Raw genomic sequence first — 20,774 nt, 5'->3', positions numbered from 1 at the left:
GGGGCGCCCTAGGCCGCCCGCACCGTGGCGAGGAAGCGCGCGACCTCGGCCCCCAGATGCTCAGACTGACGCGACATCTCGCATGCGGCCCCGAGAACCTGGGCGGCGGCCGCACCGGTCTCTTCGGCGGAGTGGGCAAGGCTCGCGATCGTCCCGGTCACCGCGCCGGTGCCGACCGCGGCCTCGGCGACGTTGCGGACGATCTCCTGGGTGGCCGCACCCTGCTGCTCCACGGCTGCCGCGATGCTCGAGGCCACGTCGTCGATCTCGCGGATCCGTCGGCCGATCCCGTCGATCGCCGACGCGGCCTGCCCGGTGGAGGACTGGATCCGCCCGATCTGGCCGGTGATCTCCTCGGTGGCCCGGGCGGTCTGTTCGGCGAGCGCCTTCACCTCGGACGCCACCACCGCGAAGCCGCGTCCGGCGGTGCCGGCCCGGGCGGCCTCGATCGTGGCGTTGAGCGCCAGAAGGTTGGTCTGGGCGGCGATCCCGGAGATCAGCGCCACCACGTCGCCGACCTTCGCGGCCGCCGCGCTGAGATCGTGCACCAGCGCCACCGTGCTGGTCGCCTCCGCGACGGCGACCCGCGCCAGTTCCGCCGAGCCGCTGACCTGACGGCTGATCTCCTGCACGGACGAGCCCAGTTCCTCGGCGGCCGCCGCGACGGTGTTGACGTTGGCGGCGGCCTCGCTGGCGGCGGCCGCGACGGTGCCGGACTGCCCGGCGGCATCCGACGCGCTACCGGTCAGCGACCGGGCGGTGGCCTCCAGCTCGGTGGCCGCCGCCGACACGCCGCCGACGATGCCGCCCACCGCCTGCTCGAAGGCGTCGGCCATGGCACGGGTCGCGGTCCGGCGCTGCGTCTCGGCATCCGCGCGGGCCAGCGCCGTCTCCGCCTCCAGGGCGCGCGAGCGGACGAGGTTGTCGCGGAACACCAGCACGGAGCCGGCCAGGGCTCCGATCTCGTCCCGCCGGCCCTGGCCCGGGATCCCCACTTCCGCGTCGCCCGCGGCGAGGCGCTGGGTCGCCGCCGCGATCGCCCGCAGCGGCCGGCTGACGCCGCGCAGCACCAGCACCATGGCGCCCAGCGCGACGAACAGCGCGAGCGCGGCGAGCACCAGCATGTTTCGGTTGGCGGCCGCGTAGGTCGCCTCGATCCGCGCGCCGCTCGCCTGCGAGCCGGCGGCGTTCAGGTCGACCAGCCGGTCCCATTCGGCCAGAACCCCATTGATGCCGGTCGACATCGTGGTGTTGTAGATCCGCTGGCCTCCGGCGATGTCGCCGGAGGAAGCCTTGTCCAGGGCTTCCGTCTGCAACGCCCTGTAGGCGTCCAGCTGGCGCCGGAGGGCCGCGTAGGCGTCGCGCTCAGTCTGCGTGAGCGGCTGCGCCTCGTAGCGGGCGAACTGCGCGGCGAGCTGTCCGTCGCGTTTGGCGATCGTGGCCGCGACCTCGGTCCGCAACTCCGGCGTGTCGGCGGTGATCAACCGCCCGCCGTTGACCCGCTGCCGCATGATGATGACGCCGATCCGGCCGAGCGCGTCGGTCGCCGGCACGCGCACGTCGCGGAGTTCCGCCGCGGTGGCGTTGACGCTGCGCAGTTCCGTCAGGGAGAGGCCGCTCGTCGCGGCGATCAGGACAGCCAGTGCGGCGAGGCAGAATCCGAGCTTGGCCGCGATCGAGATGCCAGGGCGCATGTCGCTTCTTCCTCGGTCCCGAAAGGGGACCGAGGACATCATGATGCGGAAACGGTTAAACTTGTTTGAGATATGGCAGCTATTGATTCAACTTTAATGCCGCCGCGTCTCAGTAGACTTGAGCCTCCGCACGCGGCTGGTCCGATGGGCCGTCCCGGCGCTCCAGACCCTTCTCCACGACCTTGGCGAGCCCGACCATGATCTGGTCGATGGCGTAGTCCTTGGGCGTGTAGACGGCGCGGACGCCCATGTTCTTGAGAACCAGCTCATCCTCGGGCGAGATGATGCCGCCGACCACCACCGGGATGTGGTCGAGCCCTGCCTCGCGCATCTTGGCACGGACCTCCCGCACCAGCGGCACGTGGGAGCCCGACAGGATCGACAGGCCGACCACGTGGGCACCGGTCTCCTTGGCCTTCGCGACGATCTCGGCCGGTGTCTGGCGGATGCCGTCATAGGTGACGTCGAAGCCGACATCCCGCGCGCGGAGCGCGATCTGCTCGGCGCCGTTGGAGTGCCCGTCGAGGCCGGGCTTGCCGACGACGAGCTTGGGCGTCTCGCCGAGGCGCTCGCCGAGATCGGCGATCAGGAGCTTGGCGTCCTCGGCCGCGCCGCTGGAGACCGTCTCGAGGGTGACGCCGGTGGGCGCCCGGTACTCGCCGAAGACGTCCCGCAGGCGCGCGCCCCATTCGCCGGTGGTCACGCCGGCCTTCGCGGCCTCGATGGAGGGGGGCATGATGTTGGCGCCGGAGCGCGCCGCCTGCTCCAGGGCGTCGAGGGCCTGACCGACCGCGTTCGCGTCGCGGCGACCGCGCCATTCGCGGATGCGTGTCTGGGCCTCCATCTCCACGGTCTCGGAGACGGAGAAGATTGCCCCCTCCCCGGCGGTGAGCGGCGAGGGCTCGCCCTGCTGCCACTTGTTGACGCCGACCACGATCTGCTCGCCGGCCTCGATGGCCGAGATCCGCCGGGCGTTCGATTCGACCAGCGCGCGCTTGAGCGCCCCGGTTTCCACCGCGGCGACGGCGCCGCCGATGCCGCCGATCCGCTCCAGCTCGGCCCGGGTCTGCGCCTTCAGCGCCTCGACCTTGGCCTCGATCACGTGGCTGCCGTCGAAGATGTCGTCGTATTCCAGCAGGTCGGTCTCGAAGGCCAGGATCTGCTGCATCCGCATGGACCATTGCTGGTCCCAGGGGCGCGGCAGGCCGAGGGCCTCGTTCCAGGCCGGCAGCTGCACCGCGCGGGCGCGGGCGCGCTTGGAGAGCGTCACCGCCAGCATCTCGATGAGGATGCGGTGGACGTTGTTCTCCGGCTGCTGCTCGGTGAGTCCGAGGGAGTTCACCTGCACGCCGTAGCGGAAGATGCGCTTCTTCGGGTCGTCGATGCCGTAGCGCTCCTGGGCGATCTCGTCCCAGAGTTCCGAGAACGCCCGCATCTTGCAGATCTCGGTGACGAACCGGAGCCCTGCATTCACGAAGAACGAGATCCGTCCGAAGACATCGGAGAAACTCGCGGCGTCGAATTCGGGATCGTCCCGCACGGTGTCGAGCACCGCGATGGCGATGGCCAGCGCGTAGGACAGCTCCTGGACCGGCGTCGCCCCCGCCTCCTGCAGGTGGTAGGAGCAGACGTTCATCGGGTTCCACTTCGGCACGTTCTTGGTCGTGAACAGGATCACGTCCTTGGTGAGCCGGAGGGACGGTGCGGGCGGGAACACGTAGGTCCCGCGCGACAGGTATTCCTTGATGATGTCGTTCTGGGTCGTGCCCTGGAGGGCGGCGAGCGGCGCCCCCTGCTCCTCGGCCACCGCGAGGTAGAGCGCCAGCAGCCACGGGGCCGTGGCGTTGATGGTCATCGAGGTGTTCATCTGGGCGAGCGGGATGTCCTGGAACAGGGTCCGCATGTCGCCGAGATGCGCGATCGAGACGCCGACCTTGCCGACCTCGCCGCGGGAGAGTTCGTGGTCGGGGTCGTAGCCGGTCTGGGTCGGCAGGTCGAAGGCCACCGACAGGCCGGTCTGGCCCTTGGCGAGGTTGCCCCGATAGAGCTTGTTGGACTCCGCCGCGGTCGAGTGCCCCGCATAGGTGCGGATGATCCAGGGCTTGTCGCGGCTCGACTTGTCGCTCTTGGTCTCGGCGACGCTCGCGCCCATTCCTCGCCTCCGTGTCATCTTTGTATCCGCGCTGGGCGCGGCCTTGCGGACACCGTAGCGAAGGCTTGGGCACGCGTCATCCGGGACGGAAGTGCAAGACGCCTCCCGCGGGCCTCCGCGGCCCATGAAAAAACTTGCCCGCCGGAACAGCGGGATTTGAAGGCGGCGACGCGGGATCTCCCCGCAGGACCCTGTCCCATCCGGTCACGGATGGCGTCCCGCGCCGATCCCGATCAGCATCGTCGCTGCTGGTATAAAGTCTACCTGAACTGTTCTTCGCAGGAGCGGCCTTTGGTCTGGCGCGAGAGAACGCGTCAGAACAATGACTTAGAGCTGGCGAGGCTTGCGGGGCACCCGGGAGCAGCACAGGCCCGCGGTGGCGCCGCCGCGCAAGGTCTCGGGACCGGCGCCGTCATGGCGAGGGGCGAATAATACTTGGTCTGCCGGAAAGCCGATTTTGAATACGTGGCTGCCCGCCCTGTGCCGACGCCTTTTTCGTGTCGGAAACCATCGGGTTTCGACTTTCGGCCCACTTGGACGCCTCCGGCATCACCGCTATAGCGCGATGGAGAACCGCGGCCGTGAGAAACACGCGGGACGAGAGGAGAGCGAGATGGCGGCGAGCGCTGCGATCAGTCCGACGGGCGGGGAGGTCAAGGACCTCTACGAGATGGGTGAAATCCCGCCGCTGGGTCATGTGCCGGCCAAGATGTATGCCTGGGCGATCCGGCGCGAGCGGCACGGGCCGCCGGAACAGTCCCACCAGCTCGAAGTGCTGCCGGTCTGGGAGATCGGCGACGACGAGGTGCTGGTCTACGTCATGGCCGCGGGCGTGAACTACAACGGCGTCTGGGCCGGCCTCGGCGAGCCGATCTCGCCCTTCGACGTGCACAAGGGCGAGTACCACATCGCCGGCTCCGACGCCTCCGGCATCGTCTGGAAGGTCGGCGCCAAGGTGAAGCGCTGGAAGGTCGGCGACGAGGTCATCGTCCACTGCAACCAGGACGACGGCGACGACGAGGAGTGCAACGGCGGCGACCCGATGTTCTCGCCGACCCAGCGGATCTGGGGCTACGAGACCGGGGACGGCTCCTTCGCGCAGTTCTGCCGGGTGCAGTCGCGCCAGCTGATGCACCGGCCGAAGCACCTCACCTGGGAGGAGGCGGCCTGCTACACGCTCACGCTGGCCACCGCCTACCGCATGCTGTTCGGCCACGCGCCGCACACGGTCCGGCCGGGCCAGAACGTGCTGATCTGGGGCGCCTCGGGCGGCCTGGGCGTGTTCGGCGTGCAGCTCTGCGCGGCGTCGGGCGCCAACGCCATCGCGGTGATCTCGGACGAGTCGAAGCGCGACTACGTGATGAGCCTCGGCGCCAAGGGCGTCATCAACCGCAAGGACTTCGACTGCTGGGGGCAGCTACCGAAGGTGAACAGCCCCGAGTTCCACGCCTGGACCAAGGAGGCGCGGAAGTTCGGCAAGGCGATCTGGGACATCACCGGCAAGCAGGATGTCGACATCGTGTTCGAGCATCCCGGCGAGGCGACCTTCCCGGTCTCGGCGCTGGTGGTGAAGCGCGGCGGCATGGTGGTGTTCTGCGCCGGCACGACCGGCTTCAACATCACCTTCGACGCCCGCTACGTCTGGATGCGGCAGAAGCGCATCCAGGGCTCGCACTTCGCCCACCTCAAGCAGGCTTCGGCGGCGAACCAGTTCGTGCTCGACCAGCGGATCGACCCGTGCATGAGCGAGGTCTTCCCCTGGGACAAGATCCCCCAGGCCCACACCAAGATGTGGAAGAACCAGCACCCGCCGGGCAACATGGCCTGCCTCGTCAACTCCCCGCGCGCCGGCTTGCGCACGGTCGAGGACGTGATCGAGGCCGGCCCGCTGAAGCGGTAAGGCACTCCGTCGGGCCGGCCCGCCGCTCTCGCGCGGGGCCGGCCCGATCGGCTAAGCTCGCGGCGTCCCGCGCCGATTCGGCGACCGGTTCGGTGTGCCGGGACGCGCGCGGATGACGGGCCCACGAGATCCTGACAGGACCCGGCCCCGATCCGAACCCGGGGTACGGCTGTGAACGACGACGAGGCCTACGTCTACGACGCGGCGACGGGCGAATGGCTCCCGCCCGGGTCCGCGGCCGCGCCCCCCGAGAAGGCGGCGGTCCGCGACGCGGCCGGCAACGCCCTCGCCGACGGCGATTCGGTCACGCTGATCAAGGATCTGAAGGTCAAGGGCGCGAACCAGACCCTCAAGCAGGGCACGGTCATCCGGTCGATCCGGCTCACGGACGATCCGCACGAGATCGATTGCCGCCACGACACCATCAAGGGCTTGGTCCTGCGCACCGAATTCGTGCGCAAGCGCTGAATGGACGGCCTTACCGGGTCGGTCGGCGGCTGCCGGTGCGGCCTGGATCCGGCGTCTGAACCGGACGCCCCGCTATCGCCCGCCCGGACGAATCGCGGCGACGCCGCATTCCTGGGCCGGCCTCCGGCTACCGGCGGCGCGTCTCATCCTGCGGCAGGTGGCGGCCATAGACTTCCTGTTTCTCCGCGCGCTCCTGGATCAGGTCGGCATAGGCCTGCCGCATCTCCGGAGAGACGCTGATGCTCTTGCCCTTGGCGGCCTTGCGCTTGGGCGCCTTCTTGAAGGTGGTGTTCGTGTCGCTCATGCCGGGCTCCGCGTCGAACCGTGACGGCATCGCATGGCCGGACGACCGATCCGGGAATCCGGCCGCCGCCCAGGACCGGACATCTGCCCTTTAGCGCATCGTCGCCCCGGACGCACGGTGGCCGGAGACGGATTGGTCTGGCCTGCCGCTGCGGCCTCTGCCAGGATCGCGACGACGGGGGTCGGGGGGCGGCGATGGATTCGGGTGATGCGTCGCGGTGTCGGCTCCCGGGCGCCTCGCGCGGCCGCTCCCGGCGCGTGACACCGCTCGCGATCCTGATCGCCCTCGGCCTTGGGCCGGTTCAGGCTCAGGACCGGCCGGTCCCGGCCCGCACCGCGCCGAGGCCGGCGCCGGTTGCCGGGGCTCCCGCCGATCCCGCCTTCGAGGCGGCGAAGGCGACCTTCGAGGCCCTGCCGGAGGCCGACCGCAAGGCGGTCCAGGACGCCCTGGTCTGGACCGGCGACTTCAACGCCGTGGTGTCGGGAGCCTTCGGGCGCCGGACCTTCGAGGCGCTCAACGCCTACGGCGCCCGGACCGGGGGAGCCGATGCCCTCGATCCCCACGGCCGGTCCGCGCTGCTGGCCGCCGGTGCCGCCGCGCGGAACGCGGCGCGCTTCCGCGTCGCGGTCGATTCCGGGAGTGGCGCCCTGTTGGGGGTGCCGGAGCGCCTGCTGGCGAAGCGCACCGCCCTCCCCTCCGGAACCCGCTGGCAGAGCCAGGACGGGCGCGTGACCCTGGAATCCCGCGCCTTCCCGCCCGGGACCGAGACCCTGGATTCCCTCTTCGAGAAGGCCACCGCGCCGCTCCCCGGCCGCAAGGTGACCTACAAGCTGCGGCGGCCGGACACCGTGGTGGTCACCGCCGAGACCGGGCCGGGATTGTCCTATATCCGCTATGCGTCCGGTCCGGAGGGAGTCCGCGGCTTCCTGTTCGGCTACGACCGCACCCTCGCGCCGGAGGTCGGCCGGCTCGTCATCGCCGTGGCGAATGCCTTCGTGCCGTTTCCGGACCCCGCCGCAGCGCCCGCCGCGCAGATGCCGGCAAGCCCCGGGACGCCAGTGGGGACCACCCGCGCCGCCGGCAATCCGGTGCCCCAGCCGCAGGCCCCCGCGCCCCTGAGGCCGGCGAGCCTGTCGTCCGCTCCGGCTACGGGCGCTGGCCTCGTGGTGGCGCCAGGACGCGTGCTGACCGCCGCCGCCGTGCTGGATGGGTGCGCACAGCCCCAGATCGGGTCGGCGCCGGCGCGTGTGCTCGCCACCGATCCGGCCGGCCTCGCGCTTCTCGAGGTACAAGGCGCCCCCGCCCCGTTCCGGCCCGCAATCCGGACCGAGTCCGTCGCCGGCGAGGACAACCTGATCACCCTCGCGCCGAGTCCCGATGGGATCCTGGCCGCTCCCGGCGAGGCGCGCGGGGACGATGTGATCGCGGCGCTCCAGCCCGGCTCCGGCGGCGCGCCGGTGCTCGACCGCGCGGGCAGGCTCGTCGGCCTCGTGGCCCGCTATCCCTCGGCGCCGCGCCGCGTCGCCGGGGTGGTCCCGCCCGCGCGCCTGCCGCTGGTGCCGGCGCGGGCGGTGGCCGCCTTCCTGGCCGCGCAAGGTCTTCCCGCGGCCGCACCGCGGCCGGAGAGCGGACCGGCCGCGGCCGCGCCGGCGGTGGTGGCGATCACCTGCCGCTAGCCGGCGCGCTGCCGGGACGGCCGCCGGCCGGCTGACGGACCTGCGCCCGCCCGCTGGCCTGAGCGGACGGAGCGTCGGCAGGCCGGCGCGCGTCCGTCCAGGCGGAGAGGGCCGCCTTACAGCCGCCCGGTCGCCAGCAGGACGATCAGCACGATCAGGAGGATGCCGCCCAGGCCGAAGCCGGGTCCGCGATACGCACCGCCGCCGAGGAAGCCGCCGCCGCCGAAGGCCAGGATGATCAGGATGATGAGCAGAATGGTGACGAGGGACATCGGTCGCGTTCTCCGGACGGTCGCGCTGGTGCGAGCGTGACCGTTCAAACGCTGCGACATTCCGTTCCGTTCAACGCCAAGCTACGCTTTTATGCGGAAAAGTCCGGATGCGGTCCCGCGGCTCAGGCGTGCCAGTCCGGCAGGGGATCCTGCGGGGCGTCGAGCCAGCCCGGTACCGGCAGATTGCGCTCGGTGAGGAAGGCCGGGTTGAACAGCTTCGAGGCGTAACGGGCCGCCCCGTCGCACAGGATCGTCACGATGGTGTGGCCGGGCCCGAGTTCCCGGGCCAGCCGGATCGCCCCGGCGACGTTGATGCCCGACGAGCCGCCCAGCGACAGCCCCTCCTCCCGCATCAGCCCGAAGACGATGTCGAGGGCTTCGCGGTCCGGGATCCGGAAGGCGTGATCGGGGGTGAAGCCTTCGAGGTTCCGGGTGATGCGCCCCTGGCCGATCCCCTCGGTGATCGAGCTGCCCTCGGCCTTCAGGGTCCCGGTCGTGTAATGCGCGTAGAGGGCCGAACCCTCCGGATCGGACAGCGCGATCCGCACCTGCGGGTTGCGAGCGCGCAAAGCCTCCGCGGTGCCGGCCAGCGTGCCGCCGGTCCCGGCCGCGCAGACGAAGCCGTCGACCCGGCCGCCGGTCTGCGCCCAGATTTCCGGGCCGGTGCCCTCCACATGGGCCTGCCGGTTGGCGACGTTGTCGAACTGGTCGGCGAAGAAGGCGCCCGCCGGCTCGGTGGCGGCGAGCTTTTCGGCCAGCCGCCGTGCGACATGGACGTAATTGTTCGGATTGGCGAAGGGCACGGCCGGGACTTCCACCAGCCGGGCACCCGCGAGCCGCAGGGTCTGCTTCTTCTCCTCGGACTGCGTGACCGGGATGACGATCAGGGTCCGATAGCCGCGCACGGAAGCCACCAGGGCGAGGCCGATGCCGGTATTGCCGGCGGTGCCCTCCACGATGGTGCCGCCCGGCCGGATCAGGCCCTTCGCCTCCGCGTCCTGCACGATGGAGAGCGCCGCGCGGTCCTTCACCGACAGGCCGGGATTGAGGAACTCGGCCTTGCCGTAGATGTCGCAGCCGGTCGCCTCGGAGGCCCGGCGCAGGCGGATCAGCGGTGTCTGGCCGATGGCGGCCAGGACATCGGGTGCGGGTTCGCGACTCGGTACGGTCATGGTCGGGAGCCTAGGATGCTGCGTTGCCGCTGGCGAGCGTCACCCGAACACGTGGCCGCCGTTGATCCGCAGGCCCACCGGGTGCCCAGCCGCGTAGCGGACCCCGTCGAAATCCTCCACGGCCAGCACGCGCCCCTCGGCATCGACCACCTCGATCCGCTGACGCCCTTGCGTCCGGTACGAGCTGCGCACGGTGCCGGAGAGATGCGCGGCCTCGGGCTCGGCGAGCTGCAACTGCCAGGGCCGGACGTAGAGCTTGACCGGACCGATGGTCCCGGCCGGCGCCGCAACCGGCGTCTCCCGGCCCCGGACCAGCACCCGGCCGCCCTCGGCGATGGCCTCCACCTCGACGGAATCGCCGAGGAACTTCATCACGGTGGCGGAGGCCGGGTTCTCCTGCACCTCGTCGGGAGTGCCCACCTGCTCCAGCCGCCCGCGGTCGAGCACCGCCACGCGGTCCGACAGCTCCAGGGCCTCGTCCTGGTCGTGTGTGACGAAGATCGTGGTCTGGCCGGTGCGGTCGTGGATCTCGCGCAGCCAGCGGCGCAGGTCCTTGCGGACCTGGGCATCCAGGGCGCCGAAGGGCTCGTCCAGCAGGAGGACCCGCGGCTCGACGGCGAGCGCCCGGGCGAGCGCCACCCGCTGGCGCTGGCCGCCGGAGAGCTGCGACGGGTAGCGGTCGCCGAAGCCCGAGAGCCGGATCAGGTCGAGGAGGTCGCCGACCCGGCGCTTGATCTCGGCCTTGGCCGGCCGGTCGGCCCGGCGGCGCGCGTTCAGGCCGTAGGCGATGTTGTCGGCCACGCTCATGTGCTTGAACAGGGCGTAGTGCTGGAACACGAAGCCCACCGCGCGCTCCTGCACGGCGAGCCCGGTCGCGTCGTCGTCCCCGAACAGGATGCGTCCTCTGTCCGGCGCGTCGAGGCCGGCGATGATCCGCAGCAGCGTCGTCTTGCCCGAGCCCGAGGGGCCCAGCAATCCGATCAGCTCGCCCGCCCGCACGTCGAGGGAGAGGTCGTGCAGCACCGCGGCCGTGTCGAAGGTCTTCGAGACGTTCTCGACCCGGATGGCCGTGGAGGGCCGGTCAGTGAGACCGGCCGCCCGCGAGCTCCCCCGCGAAGCGCCATTCGAGGACGGATTTGAGGACGAGGGTGATGAGGGCAAGGACGGCGAGGAGCGAAGCGACGGCGAATGCGGCGACGAAGTTGTACTCATTATAGAGGATCTCCACGTGGAGTGGGATGGTGTTGGTCAGGCCGCGGATGTGGCCCGACACCACCGACACCGCGCCGAATTCGCCCATCGCCCGGGCATTGCAGAGGAGCACGCTGTAGAGCAGGCCCCAGCGGATATTGGGCAGCGTCACCGTGCGGAACGCGTGCAGGCCCGAGGCGCCGAGCGTCAGCGCCGCCTCTTCCTCGGCGGTGCCCTGCTCCTGCATCAGCGGGATCAGCTCGCGGGCGACGAACGGGAAGGTCACGAACACTGTGGCGAGCACGATCCCCGGCAGCGCGAACAGGATCTGGATGCCGTGATCGATCAGCCAGGAGCCGAACAGGCCCTGCGAGCCGAACAGCAGCACGTAGATCATCCCCGAGACCACTGGCGAGACCGAGAACGGCAGGTCGATCAGGGTGATCAGCAGCGATTTGCCGGGGAACTCGAACTTGGCGATCGCCCAGGAGGCCGCCAGCCCGAACACCACGTTGAACGGCACCGCGATCGCCGCCACCGTGAGCGTCAGGCGGATCGCGCTCCAGGCGTCGGGCTCGCGGAACGCGTCCAGGAAGGCTCCGAGCCCCTTCGAGAAGGCCTGGATGAAGACCGCGAACAGCGGCAGAACAAGGAACAGCGCCAGGAACGCAACCGCGATCCCGATCAGGACCGTGCGGGTCGCGGCTCCCTCGGAGGCGACCGGACCCTGCTTGGTGGCCGGCACGAAGGCGGGCGAGAAGATCTCAGACATAGCCGAACCGCCTCCGTGACCAGGCCTGGATCAGGTTGATGGCCAGCAGCGTCAGGAACGAGATGCCGAGCATGATCGTGGCGATGGCCGCCGCGCCCCCGTAATCGAACTCGGAGAGCTTGATGACGATCAGCAGCGGCGCGATTTCCGACACGTAGGGCAGGTTGCCGGCGATGAAGATGATCGAGCCGTACTCGCCGACGCCCCGGGCGAAGGCCAGGGCGAAGCCGGTGAGCACGGCCGGAATCAGCGGCGGCAGCACGACCCTGGTCAGGGTGGCGAACCGCGTCGCCCCGAGGGTCGCGGAGGCCTCTTCGATCTCCTTGTCGATTTCGGCGATCAGCGGCTGGACGGTCCGCACGGCGAAGGGCAGGCCGATGAACACCATGGCGATGAAGATGCCCAACGGCGTGTAGGCCGCCTGGATGCCGAGGCGTGCGAGGGGCGCGCCGAGCAGCCCGTCCGGCGCGTAGAGCGAGGCGAGCGCGATACCGGCGACCGCGGTCGGCAGCGCGAAGGGCAGGTCGACCGCCGCGTCGACCAGCTTGCGGCCGGGGAAGCGGTAGCGGGTCAGAACCCAGGCCACGAGGAAGCCGAAGGTCGAGGCCACGAGGGCCGCGAGCGCCGAGACGCCGAAGCTGATCCGCAGGGCGCTCGCCACCCGCGGGTCGGTGGCGACGTCCCAGATACCGGACAGGCCCAGCCCCGACGCCTTCACCACCAGCCCGGCGAGCGGCAGGAGCACGATCAGCCCAAGGCAGGTCAGGGTGTAGCCGAAGCTGATCCCGAAGCCCGGGATCACGCTCGGCCGACGGAATGTCCATCGGGGGCGGTGCGTCTCGACCATGATGCGCCCTTCAGCGGCCGGCCCGGCTCAGCCGATCGAACAGACCTCCGGCATCGAAGTTCCGCTTCTGGATCTCGTCCCAGGAGCCCTGGAGATCCTCGATCTTGAACAGCTTGATGTCGGGCAGCTGTGCGAGGTCGGCCTGGGCGGCCGCCTCCCGGCGGATCGGCCGGTAATGGTGCTTGGCGAAGATCGCCTGGGCGCGGTCGGTGTAGAGGAAGTCGAGATAGGCCTGCGCGGCCTTGGTGGTGCCCTTCCGCTCGGCGTTGACCGCCACGAGGGCCACCGGCGGCTCGGCGTAGATCGAGCTCGGCGGCGAGACGATGTCGAACTTGTCGGCCCCGAATTCCTGGAGCACGAGGTAGGCCTCGTTCTCCCAGGTGGGGAGCACGTCGCCGAGCCCGCGCTGGGCGAAGGTCACCGTCGAGCCGCGGGCGCCGGTGTCGAGCACCGGGACGTTCTTGTAGACCTGCCCGACGAAGGCGTCGGCCTTGGCGGCGTCCTTGTCGGTCCCGTAGGCGTAGCCCCAGGCGGCGAGGAAGTTCCAGCGCCCGCCGGCGGACGTCTTCGGGTTCGGGGTGATCACCTTGACGTCGGGCTTGATCAGGTCGGCCCAGTCCTTGATGCCCTTCGGGTTGCCCTTGCGGACGAGGAACACCACCGTCGAGGTGTAGGGCGTGGCGGTGTTGGGCAGCTTGCTGCGCCAATCTTCCGGGATCTTGTGCGTGAGCTTGGCGATCGCGTCGATGTCGGACGGGATGCCGAGGGTGACCACGTCGGCGTCGACGCCGTCGATCACCGTGCGCGCCTGCGCCCCCGACCCGCCATGCGAGGCCCGTATCGTGATCGCTTCGCCGGTCTTCGCCTTCCACTCCTCCGCGAAGGCGGCGTTGATCTCCCGATAGAGCTCGCGGGTCGGATCGTACGAGACGTTGAGGAGCGCGGTCTCGGCCGCGGCCGGCAGCACGCAGGCCCACAGGCCGGCACCCGCCAGCAGGGAGAACCCGATCGCCCGGGCCATCCGGCCGCGACCTGCAGCGTTCTTCATCACGTCCGATCCCCCGCCATGCGCGATTGCGATCCAGGGGACCTGCATCCCCAGAGGCCGGAAATCGTTCTTTTTACCGAACGAAGTCAAGCCTCGGACGCGGACACGCGGGATGGCATCGCTCGCTCAGGAACGGCGTCGTCGGCCGGAATGCAAGGCGGATCAGCGCAGTAGGCCGCCAGAACGCATGGATCTTCTCCGGATCTCCGCGACAGGAGAAGAATCGCAATGCCGGATCGGGTTTCTCAGAACGAACAATCTTATGTGCGCTGGCGCACTTGAGTGGGCCTCGGCCCGGGAGGCGTGAGGCGCGGGCGGTGCGGCGCGATTTTACCGCCCTGCCCCATCCGGATATCCGGCGATCGCGCCGGTGGCGGGCCGCGTCAGCGCTTCGGCTTGCTGAGCTGGGCGATCAGGGCCTTGAGGCGCTCGTCGACGGGGGCCGAGAGCGTCTCGGTATAGAGCGTGCGCAGCGTCTGGCCGAGATGGCGGCGGACGCCGGGGGGGAGCGGCGCTGCGTCTGGAATCTGTTCGAGTTCGGAGGCGCGCTCCGGATGCGGCTTCGACATGATGGGGCGATCCTCGCACCTGCCAGCACGCAGCGTTGCAGGGCGTGGTTAAGGAGCCGTCACCGACGCCGGCGCATCGACGGGTCGTCCGATCCGGCGGCCTCTCGGAGGGGCGGTGTCGCAGGCCGGAACTGGGGCGGTGCAGGGCACGTTGCCCGCGCATCCCCCTGCCCGTTCCCCGGAGACGTCCCTTGCCTCGCTCGATTCCCCTGATGATGCTGGTGCTCCTCGGGGCGGTGACGGTCGGCACCCCGTGCCTCGCGCAGACCAAGCCGGGCGAGATCAAGGGTGTCGACGCGATGGGCGACAAATCCCGCAGCGCCCAGGACGGCTGGAGCCAGGCGCCGGTTCCCCGCGAGCAATCGGCCGCCAAGGATGCGCCCGACCCGGGCGGCCAATCGACCAAGGAAAACGCCAACCGCCCGGTTCCGCAGGCCAATCCCGGCGGCTCGTCCGCCACGGAGCCGCAGGCTCCCCTGGAGCACCGCACGGCGAGCCCCTCGGGGATGAATCCGGCGATCCCCAGCAAGTAAAGAAATCGTTTCTCGGCAGGATGATACCGGCTCGGACGAACGTGGTGCTTCGTCCGAGACACAGGGACTTGCTGTGTCACGCAACCGCACTTGCCTCGCGCGGGCTTTTTTGGGACACCCTGGAATTATACCAGATCGCTTTTCTGTGAGGCGGAGATGACTGTCCAGGTCTCAAGGCGTGGCCTGCTCAAGGGGGCCGGCGCCGGCCTCGCGGGCGGCTCGCTGGGTGCCCTCGGGTTCGGGGGACTCGAGCCCGCTATGGCCGCCGCGGTGCGGCCCTTCAAGCTCGCGCAGATGCGCGAGACCCGCAACACGTGCCCGTATTGCTCGGTCGCGTGTGGCGTCATCCTGTACAGCCTGGGCGATCGCTCGAAGAACGCGCGCTCCTCGGTGATGCACATCGAGGGTGACCCCGATCATCCGATCAACCGCGGCACGCTCTGCCCCAAGGGCTCGGCGCTCCTCGACTTCGTGCACGCCGAGACCCGGACCAAGTACCCGCTTCATCGCGCCCCGGGCTCCTCGGAGTTCAAGCGCGTCTCCTGGGACTTCGCCCTCGACCGGATCGCGAAGCTCATGAAGGAGGACCGCGACAAGAACTTCGTGGCCAAGAACGGCGATCTCACGGTCAACCGCTGGACCACGACCGGATTCCTGGCGGCCTCGGCCACGACCAACGAGACGGCGTGGCTGACCTACAAGACCGTCCGAAGCATGGGGGCCCTGGTCTTCGACAATCAGGCCAGGGTTTGACACGGTCCGTCGGTCGCCAGTTTGGCGCCCTCCTTCGGACGCGGTGCGATGACCAACCTCTGGATGGACATCAAGCACGCGGACGTGATCACCGTGATGGGCGGCAATGCCGCCGAGGCTCACCCCTGCGGCTTCAAGTGGGTCGTCGAGGCGAAGGCCCATAACAACGCCAAGCTGATCGTCGTCGATCCGCGCTTCACCCGCACGGCGTCGGTGGCCGATCTCTACTGCCCGATCCGGCAGGGGACCGACATCGCGTTCCTGTCGGGCGTGGCCAAGTACCTGCTCGACAACGACAAGCTGCAGCACCGCTACGTCTCCGCCTACACCAACGCCGGGTACGTGGTCCGCGAGGGCTACGACTTCAGCGAGGGTCTGTTCGCGGGCTACGACGCGGACAAGCGCGACTACGACAAGACCACCTGGGACTACGAGATCGGTCCCGACGGCTACGCTGTGGTCGACGAGACGCTGCAGCACCCGCGCTGCGTCATGCAGCTGCTGAAGAAGCACGTGGCGCTCTACACGCCCGAGATGGTGGAGAAGATCTGCGGCTCGCCCAAGGAGACCTTCCTCAAGGTCTGCGAGCTGATCGCCACGACGGCCGCGCCCGACCGGGTGATGACGTCGCTCTACGCGCTCGGCTGGACGCACCATTCCAAGGGCTCGCAGAACATCCGCTCGATGTGCATCGTGCAGACGCTGCTGGGCAACATCGGCATGCTGGGCGGTGGCATGAACGCCCTGCGCGGCCACTCCAACATCCAGGGGCTGACCGATATCGGGCTGATGAGCAATCTCATCCCCGGCTATCTGAACATCCCCGTGGAGAAGGAGCCCGACTACGGGAGCTACATCGCCAAGCGGCAGTTCAAGCCGCTGCGCCCGGGGCAGACGAGCTACTGGCAGAACTACAACAAGTTCTTCGTCTCGTTCCAGAAGGCGATGTGGGGCGACAAGGCCCAGAAAGAGAACGACTGGGCCTACGACTACCTGCCCAAGCTCGACGTGCCGACCTACGACGTGCTGCGTGGGTTCGAGCTCGCCAAGCAGGGCAAGATGACCGGCTACGTCATCCAGGGCTTCAACCCCCTGCTGTCGTTCCCGAACCGCGCCAAGATGACGGAAGCCTTCTCCAAGATGAAATTCTTGGTGGTGATGGATCCGCTCAAGACCGAGACGGCGCGGTTCTGGGAGAACCACGGCGAGTACAACGACGTCGATCCGACCAAGATCCAGACCGAGGTGTTCGAACTGCCGACCACCCTGTTCGTGGAGGAGGAAGGCTCGCTGTCGAACTCCAGCCGGTGGCTGCAATGGCACTGGCAGGCCCAGGACGCGCCGGGTGAGTGCCGCTCCGACATCGAAATCATGTCGGAAATCTTCCTGCGCATCCGCGGAGCCTACAAGAAGGACGGCGGGGCCTTCTCCGACCCGATCGTCAATCTGAAGTGGGACTACGCGATCGCCGAGTCGCCGACGCCCACGGAGCTCGCCCGCGAGCTCAACGGCTACACGCTCGCGCCGACGCCGGATCTCAACGGGACCGTCATCCCGGCGGGCAAGCAGGTCGACGGCTTCGCCCAGCTCAAGGACGACGGCACCACGGCCTGCGGCTGCTGGATCTACTCGGGCTGCTACACCGAGAAGGGCAACATGATGGCCCGCCGGGACAACACCGATCCCGGCGATCGCGGCATCGCGCCCAACTGGGCCTTCGCGTGGCCGGCCAACCGGCGCGTGCTCTACAACCGCGCCTCGTGCGACCCCGAGGGTCGTCCGTGGTCGGAGAAGAAGAAGCTCATCGAGTGGAACGGCAAGCAGTGGATCGGCTTCGACGTGCCGGATTACGGCGTCACCGTCGCCCCCGATAAGGGCGTCGGTCCGTTCATCCTCAACCAGGAGGGCGTCGCCCGCCTGTGGACCCGCGGACTCATGCGCGACGGGCCGTTCCCGACGCACTACGAGCCCTTCGAGTCCCCGGTGCAGAACGTCGCCTTCCCGAAGATCAAGGGCGCGCCCGCGGCCCGCATCTTCAAGGACGACCTGGCCGATCTCGGCGATGCGAAGGACTTCCCCTACGCGGCGACGAGCTACCGCCTGACCGAGCACTTCCACGGCTGGACCAAGCACGCCCGGATCAACGCGATCCTCCAGCCGGAGGCCTTCGTGGAGATCTCGGAGGAACTCGCCAAGGAGAAGGGCATCGCCAAGGGCGGCTGGGTCCGCGTCTGGTCGAAGCGCGGCTCCCTGAAGGCGAAGGCCGTGGTGACGAAGCGCATCAAGCCGCTGATCTGCGACGGCAAGCCGGTCCATGTCGTCGGCATCCCGCAGCACTGGGGCTTCATGGGCCACACCAAGAAAGGATGGCACCCGAACTCGCTCACGCCGGTCGTGGGCGACGCGAACACCGAGACGCCGGAGTTCAAGGCTTGGCTCGTGAATATCGAGCCGACCACGCCTCCGTCCGATGCCGTCGCGTAAGGGGAGCTGAATCATGGCTGACTACAGCTCCCTCGACATCCGCCAGCGTTCCGCCTCCACGGAGACGCCGCCGGAGATCCGCCGCCAGGTGGAGGTCGCCAAGCTCATCGACGTGTCGAAGTGCATCGGCTGCAAGGCCTGCCAATCGGCCTGCGAGGAGTGGAACGACCTCCGCGACGATATCGGCGTCAACACGGGCACGTATCAGAATCCCCACGACCTCACCCCGAAGTCGTGGACCCTGATGCGGTTCACCGAGTACGAGAACCCCGAGACCCAGAACCTCGAATGGCTGATCCGCAAGGACGGCTGCATGCACTGCACCGAGCCGGGCTGCCTGAAGGCCTGCCCGTCCCCCGGCGCCATCGTGCAGTACTCCAACGGCATCGTCGACTTCATCGAGGAGAACTGCATCGGCTGCGGCTATTGCGTGAAGGGTTGCCCCTTCAACATCCCGCGCATCAGCCAGACCGACCACAAGGCGTACAAGTGCACCCTGTGCTCGGACCGGGTGGCGGTGGGTCAGGCTCCGGCCTGCGCCAAGGCCTGCCCGACCGGCTCGATCATGTTCGGCACCAAGCAGGCCATGATCGACCAGGCGCATGACCGCGTCGAGGATCTGAAGTCGCGCGGCTTCGCGCATGCCGGCCTCTACGACCCGGCCGGCGTCGGCGGCACGCACGTCATGTACGTGCTGCACCACGCCGACCAGCCGAGCCTCTACGCCGGTCTGCCGAACGACCCGAAGATCTCGCCGCTCGTCGCCTTCTGGAAGGGCGGAGCCAAGGTGTTCGGTCTCGCCGCCATGGGCTTCGCCGCGGTGGCGGGCTTCTTCCACTACGTGACGGCCGGCCCCAACGAGGTCGTGCCCGAAGAGGAGGAAGAGGCGGTCGAATACGACGAGGCCAAGCGCCGGGAGACCGGCGGCGACGAGGCCCGGCCGCACTGAGACCAAGCCCGGGTCGCTCTGCGGCCCGGGCAACGCGACGGACGCCCTCTCCCGAAGGGGCGAGGAGATCCGCGGTCCCCTCCGACGACGCAGGGATCGGGGAATCGAAGACGGCGGGGCCGACAGCCCCTATCTTGAGTTTCAGAGAGCCCCCTCCGCCGCGATGCGGGGCCGGCGCCGCATCAGGCGAGTGAAGGTCGATGACGATCCACCGCGACATCCGGGACGGCGATCCCCGCCCCCTGCACCACGCCAAGTCCGAGGCGACGGAGGTGCTGTACGTCCCGCGCTACACCGGCGTGCAGCGCGTGAACCACTGGATCACCGCGATCCTGTTCACGCTGCTGACCCTGTCGGGCCTGGCGATGTTCACGCCCTACCTGTTCTCGCTCACCGGCCTGTTCGGCGGCGGGCAGGCGACCCGGGCGATCCATCCCTGGTTCGGCGTGGCGCTGGCGGTCAGCTTCTTCTTCCTGTTCGTGCGCTTCTGGAAGCTCAACATCCCCAACAAGGACGATGTCGAGTGGACGAAGCATATCGGCGACGTGGTCACCAACCGTGAGGACCGGCTCCCGGAGCTCGGCAAGTACAATGCCGGACAGAAGGGCGTGTTCTGGGGGCAGACCGCGCTGATCGGCGTGATGTTCGTCACCGGGCTCGTGATCTGGAACACCTATTTCGGCGGCCTCACCTCCATCGAGACCCAGCGCTGGGCGCTCCTGGCCCACTCCCTCGCCGCGGTGATCGCCATCGCGATCATCGTGGTGCACATCTACGCCGGCATCTGGGTCCGCGGCACCGGCCGGGCGATGGTCCGCGGCACGGTCACGGGCGGCTGGGCCTACCGCCATCACCGCAAGTGGTTCCGTCAGATGGCCGGCGGCACGGGCCGCCGGGGTTCGGTGGACAAGCGCGGATCCTGAGCCTTGGCCCGTTTCTTCAAGCGGAAATCCGCGGGTCCGGCCGCGGACGAGACGCCGACCGCAGCACCCGCGACGAGCCCCCGCCGCCGGGATTTCAGCGAGCTGAAGCCCGATCCCGACAAGATCGGGATCTCCGGGTCGGTGCCCTTCGTCCGCCTGCCCGATCCCGCACGGCTGTTCGCCGACCGGTCCGCGCGCCTTCTCGAGGCGGCCCCCGGGCATCCGATGGAGGCCTATCTCCGGTTCGTCGCCGAGGTCGCCCGGGCTCAGGCCGTGATCCAGGCGAAGGGGCCGCCGGCATCGCTTCCAGAGGCCTCCGATCTGGCGCTGCGGAGCGAGCACGGCATGCCGCCCCTGTCGCGGCATAGCCTCGAGGCGGACCAGGGGTTCGACGACGGGCTCCTGGCGCTGCTCGCCGAACTCGACCTCACGACGGTGCCTGAGGCCTCGGTCGCGGCGCGCGAGAGCCTGCGCGCGGCGTCCCGGGAGGATCGCCTCGATCTGGCCCTCCAGGTCTTCGAGGGGGCGCTGCCGGTGGACCGGATCGCCGAATGCGTGTTCGTCTCGGCGGCCCTGCAGGTCCGTCTTGCCGAGCAGGCTGCGCGGCTCGACACGAAGACCCTGAAGCCCGTGGCCGACGGGGTCTGCCCCTGCTGCGGCGGCGCGCCTGTGGCGAGCGTCATCGTCGCCTGGACCCCGGCCGACAAGGCGCGTTACCTAAGCTGCTCGCTCTGCGGCACGTATTGGAATCACGTCCGGATCCGCTGCACCGCCTGCGGCGACGGCGAGGGCGTCAGCTATTACGGCCTCGACGAGGTCTCGAAGGACGTCCAGGTCGAGACCTGCACGACCTGCCACAGCTACATCAAGCACCTGCACCAGCACCGGGCGCCGACCCTCGACCCAGTCGCGGACGACATCGCGTCCTATGGGCTCGATCTGAAGATCGCCGAGGAAGGGTTTCGGCGGGCCGGACTGAACCTGCTCTTCGTGATCTAGCCGGACTCTGGCATCCGCGCCGGCGCGGTTTACGTTCCGGACCGCACCCCCGTGCGAACACACCCGCA

At 69.3% G+C, this 20,774-nt stretch carries 18 protein-coding genes; 8 read left to right on the top strand and 10 right to left on the bottom strand.

The window, feature by feature from the left end:
- Positions 1-8 precede the first annotated feature (8 nt).
- Complete coding sequence (locus tag BM396_RS19030; protein WP_043383490.1) at positions 9-1,694, bottom strand: methyl-accepting chemotaxis protein; 1,686 nt, start codon at positions 1,692-1,694, stop codon at positions 9-11.
- A 109-nt stretch (positions 1,695-1,803) separates the two neighbouring features.
- Positions 1,804-3,846 carry a protein meaA gene (locus BM396_RS19025; protein ID WP_043383488.1) on the bottom strand — a complete coding sequence of 681 codons (2,043 nt, stop codon included), beginning with the start codon at positions 3,844-3,846 and terminating at the stop codon, positions 1,804-1,806.
- A gap of 613 nt (positions 3,847-4,459) precedes the next feature.
- Here BM396_RS19025 and ccrA point away from each other — a divergent pair.
- On the top strand, positions 4,460-5,746 hold the full coding sequence (gene ccrA, locus BM396_RS19020; RefSeq protein ID WP_043347875.1) for a crotonyl-CoA carboxylase/reductase: 1,287 nt from the start codon (positions 4,460-4,462) through the stop codon (positions 5,744-5,746).
- A gap of 171 nt (positions 5,747-5,917) precedes the next feature.
- The gene (locus BM396_RS19015) at positions 5,918-6,214 is read left to right on the top strand and encodes an alkylphosphonate utilization protein (protein ID WP_043347877.1); all 297 of its coding nucleotides are present in this window, start codon (positions 5,918-5,920) and stop codon (positions 6,212-6,214) included.
- Between the two features lie 127 nt (positions 6,215-6,341).
- Here BM396_RS19015 and BM396_RS32850 read toward each other — a convergent pair whose 3' ends face one another.
- Positions 6,342-6,518 carry a hypothetical protein gene (locus BM396_RS32850; RefSeq protein WP_167380409.1) on the bottom strand — a complete coding sequence of 59 codons (177 nt, stop codon included), beginning with the start codon at positions 6,516-6,518 and terminating at the stop codon, positions 6,342-6,344.
- 257 nt (positions 6,519-6,775) lie between these two features.
- Here BM396_RS32850 and BM396_RS19005 point away from each other — a divergent pair, with 257 nt between their 5' ends.
- Positions 6,776-8,194 carry a S1 family peptidase gene (locus tag BM396_RS19005; RefSeq protein WP_244538907.1) on the top strand — a complete coding sequence of 473 codons (1,419 nt, stop codon included), beginning with the start codon at positions 6,776-6,778 and terminating at the stop codon, positions 8,192-8,194.
- Positions 8,195-8,310: 116 nt separating this feature from the next.
- On the opposite strand, the gene BM396_RS19000 is transcribed toward BM396_RS19005, so the two are convergent.
- From BM396_RS19000 to BM396_RS18970, 7 genes are all read right to left on the bottom strand, one after another.
- Positions 8,311-8,466, bottom strand: coding sequence for a DUF3309 domain-containing protein (locus BM396_RS19000; RefSeq protein WP_085987623.1), 156 nt, complete (start codon positions 8,464-8,466; stop codon positions 8,311-8,313).
- Positions 8,467-8,588: 122 nt separating this feature from the next.
- Positions 8,589-9,638 (bottom strand): cysteine synthase A, encoded by a 1,050-nt coding sequence (locus tag BM396_RS18995; RefSeq protein ID WP_043383484.1) that lies wholly within the window; start codon positions 9,636-9,638, stop codon positions 8,589-8,591.
- 39 nt (positions 9,639-9,677) lie between these two features.
- Positions 9,678-10,703, bottom strand: a complete 1,026-nt coding sequence (locus tag BM396_RS18990; protein ID WP_075381859.1) for a sulfate/molybdate ABC transporter ATP-binding protein — start codon at positions 10,701-10,703, stop codon at positions 9,678-9,680.
- 16 nt (positions 10,704-10,719) lie between these two features.
- Positions 10,720-11,601 (bottom strand): sulfate ABC transporter permease subunit CysW, encoded by an 882-nt coding sequence (gene cysW, locus BM396_RS18985; RefSeq protein ID WP_043347889.1) that lies wholly within the window; start codon positions 11,599-11,601, stop codon positions 10,720-10,722.
- Positions 11,594-12,448, bottom strand: coding sequence for a sulfate ABC transporter permease subunit CysT (cysT, locus tag BM396_RS18980; RefSeq protein ID WP_043347891.1), 855 nt, complete (start codon positions 12,446-12,448; stop codon positions 11,594-11,596). The genes cysW and cysT overlap by 8 nt, the downstream gene beginning before the upstream one ends.
- Positions 12,449-12,458: 10 nt before the next feature.
- A complete protein-coding gene (locus tag BM396_RS18975) occupies positions 12,459-13,496 on the bottom strand; it encodes a sulfate ABC transporter substrate-binding protein (RefSeq protein ID WP_043347916.1) in 1,038 nt (345 codons plus the stop codon).
- Positions 13,497-13,879: 383 nt separating this feature from the next.
- Positions 13,880-14,065, bottom strand: a complete 186-nt coding sequence (locus BM396_RS18970) for a NepR family anti-sigma factor (protein WP_043383481.1) — start codon at positions 14,063-14,065, stop codon at positions 13,880-13,882.
- 191 nt (positions 14,066-14,256) lie between these two features.
- On the opposite strand from BM396_RS18970, the gene BM396_RS18965 reads away from it, so the two are divergent.
- The 5 genes from BM396_RS18965 to fdhE all read left to right on the top strand — a co-directional run bounded on the left by BM396_RS18965 (position 14,257) and on the right by fdhE (position 20,706).
- Positions 14,257-14,598, top strand: a complete 342-nt coding sequence (locus tag BM396_RS18965) for a hypothetical protein (protein ID WP_043347895.1) — start codon at positions 14,257-14,259, stop codon at positions 14,596-14,598.
- A 156-nt stretch (positions 14,599-14,754) separates the two neighbouring features.
- Positions 14,755-17,835, top strand: coding sequence for a formate dehydrogenase-N subunit alpha (gene fdnG, locus BM396_RS18960; protein ID WP_081948681.1), 3,081 nt, complete (start codon positions 14,755-14,757; stop codon positions 17,833-17,835).
- Positions 17,836-17,848: 13 nt separating this feature from the next.
- On the top strand, positions 17,849-18,784 hold the full coding sequence (gene fdxH / locus BM396_RS18955; protein WP_043347900.1) for a formate dehydrogenase subunit beta: 936 nt from the start codon (positions 17,849-17,851) through the stop codon (positions 18,782-18,784).
- A 200-nt stretch (positions 18,785-18,984) separates the two neighbouring features.
- Positions 18,985-19,707, top strand: a complete 723-nt coding sequence (locus BM396_RS18950; protein ID WP_075379820.1) for a formate dehydrogenase subunit gamma — start codon at positions 18,985-18,987, stop codon at positions 19,705-19,707.
- 3 nt (positions 19,708-19,710) lie between these two features.
- Positions 19,711-20,706, top strand: a complete 996-nt coding sequence (gene fdhE, locus BM396_RS18945; RefSeq protein ID WP_051976097.1) for a formate dehydrogenase accessory protein FdhE — start codon at positions 19,711-19,713, stop codon at positions 20,704-20,706.
- Positions 20,707-20,774: the final 68 nt, after the last annotated feature.

Origin of the sequence: Methylobacterium sp. UNCCL125 (genome assembly GCF_900116795.1) — a bacterium.
In the GTDB taxonomy this organism is placed as follows: Bacteria; Pseudomonadota; Alphaproteobacteria; order Rhizobiales; family Beijerinckiaceae; genus Methylobacterium; species Methylobacterium fujisawaense.
The sequence above is the reverse complement of the archived record's forward strand: the minus strand, read 5'-3'. Positions and strand labels throughout refer to the sequence as shown.

Coding starts and splice junctions, on each gene's coding strand:
- BM396_RS18970 (WP_043383481.1), bottom strand. CDS start 14,065: ATGTCGAAGCCGCATCCGGAGCGCGCCTCCGAACTCGAACAGATTCCA.
- BM396_RS18950 (WP_075379820.1), top strand. CDS start 18,985: ATGACGATCCACCGCGACATCCGGGACGGCGATCCCCGCCCCCTGCAC.
- fdxH (WP_043347900.1), top strand. CDS start 17,849: ATGGCTGACTACAGCTCCCTCGACATCCGCCAGCGTTCCGCCTCCACG.
- cysW (WP_043347889.1), bottom strand. CDS start 11,601: ATGTCTGAGATCTTCTCGCCCGCCTTCGTGCCGGCCACCAAGCAGGGT.
- cysT (WP_043347891.1), bottom strand. CDS start 12,448: ATGGTCGAGACGCACCGCCCCCGATGGACATTCCGTCGGCCGAGCGTG.
- BM396_RS19000 (WP_085987623.1), bottom strand. CDS start 8,466: ATGTCCCTCGTCACCATTCTGCTCATCATCCTGATCATCCTGGCCTTC.
- ccrA (WP_043347875.1), top strand. CDS start 4,460: ATGGCGGCGAGCGCTGCGATCAGTCCGACGGGCGGGGAGGTCAAGGAC.
- BM396_RS19025 (WP_043383488.1), bottom strand. CDS start 3,846: ATGGGCGCGAGCGTCGCCGAGACCAAGAGCGACAAGTCGAGCCGCGAC.
- BM396_RS19030 (WP_043383490.1), bottom strand. CDS start 1,694: ATGCGCCCTGGCATCTCGATCGCGGCCAAGCTCGGATTCTGCCTCGCC.
- BM396_RS18975 (WP_043347916.1), bottom strand. CDS start 13,496: ATGAAGAACGCTGCAGGTCGCGGCCGGATGGCCCGGGCGATCGGGTTC.
- BM396_RS32850 (WP_167380409.1), bottom strand. CDS start 6,518: ATGAGCGACACGAACACCACCTTCAAGAAGGCGCCCAAGCGCAAGGCC.
- BM396_RS18995 (WP_043383484.1), bottom strand. CDS start 9,638: ATGACCGTACCGAGTCGCGAACCCGCACCCGATGTCCTGGCCGCCATC.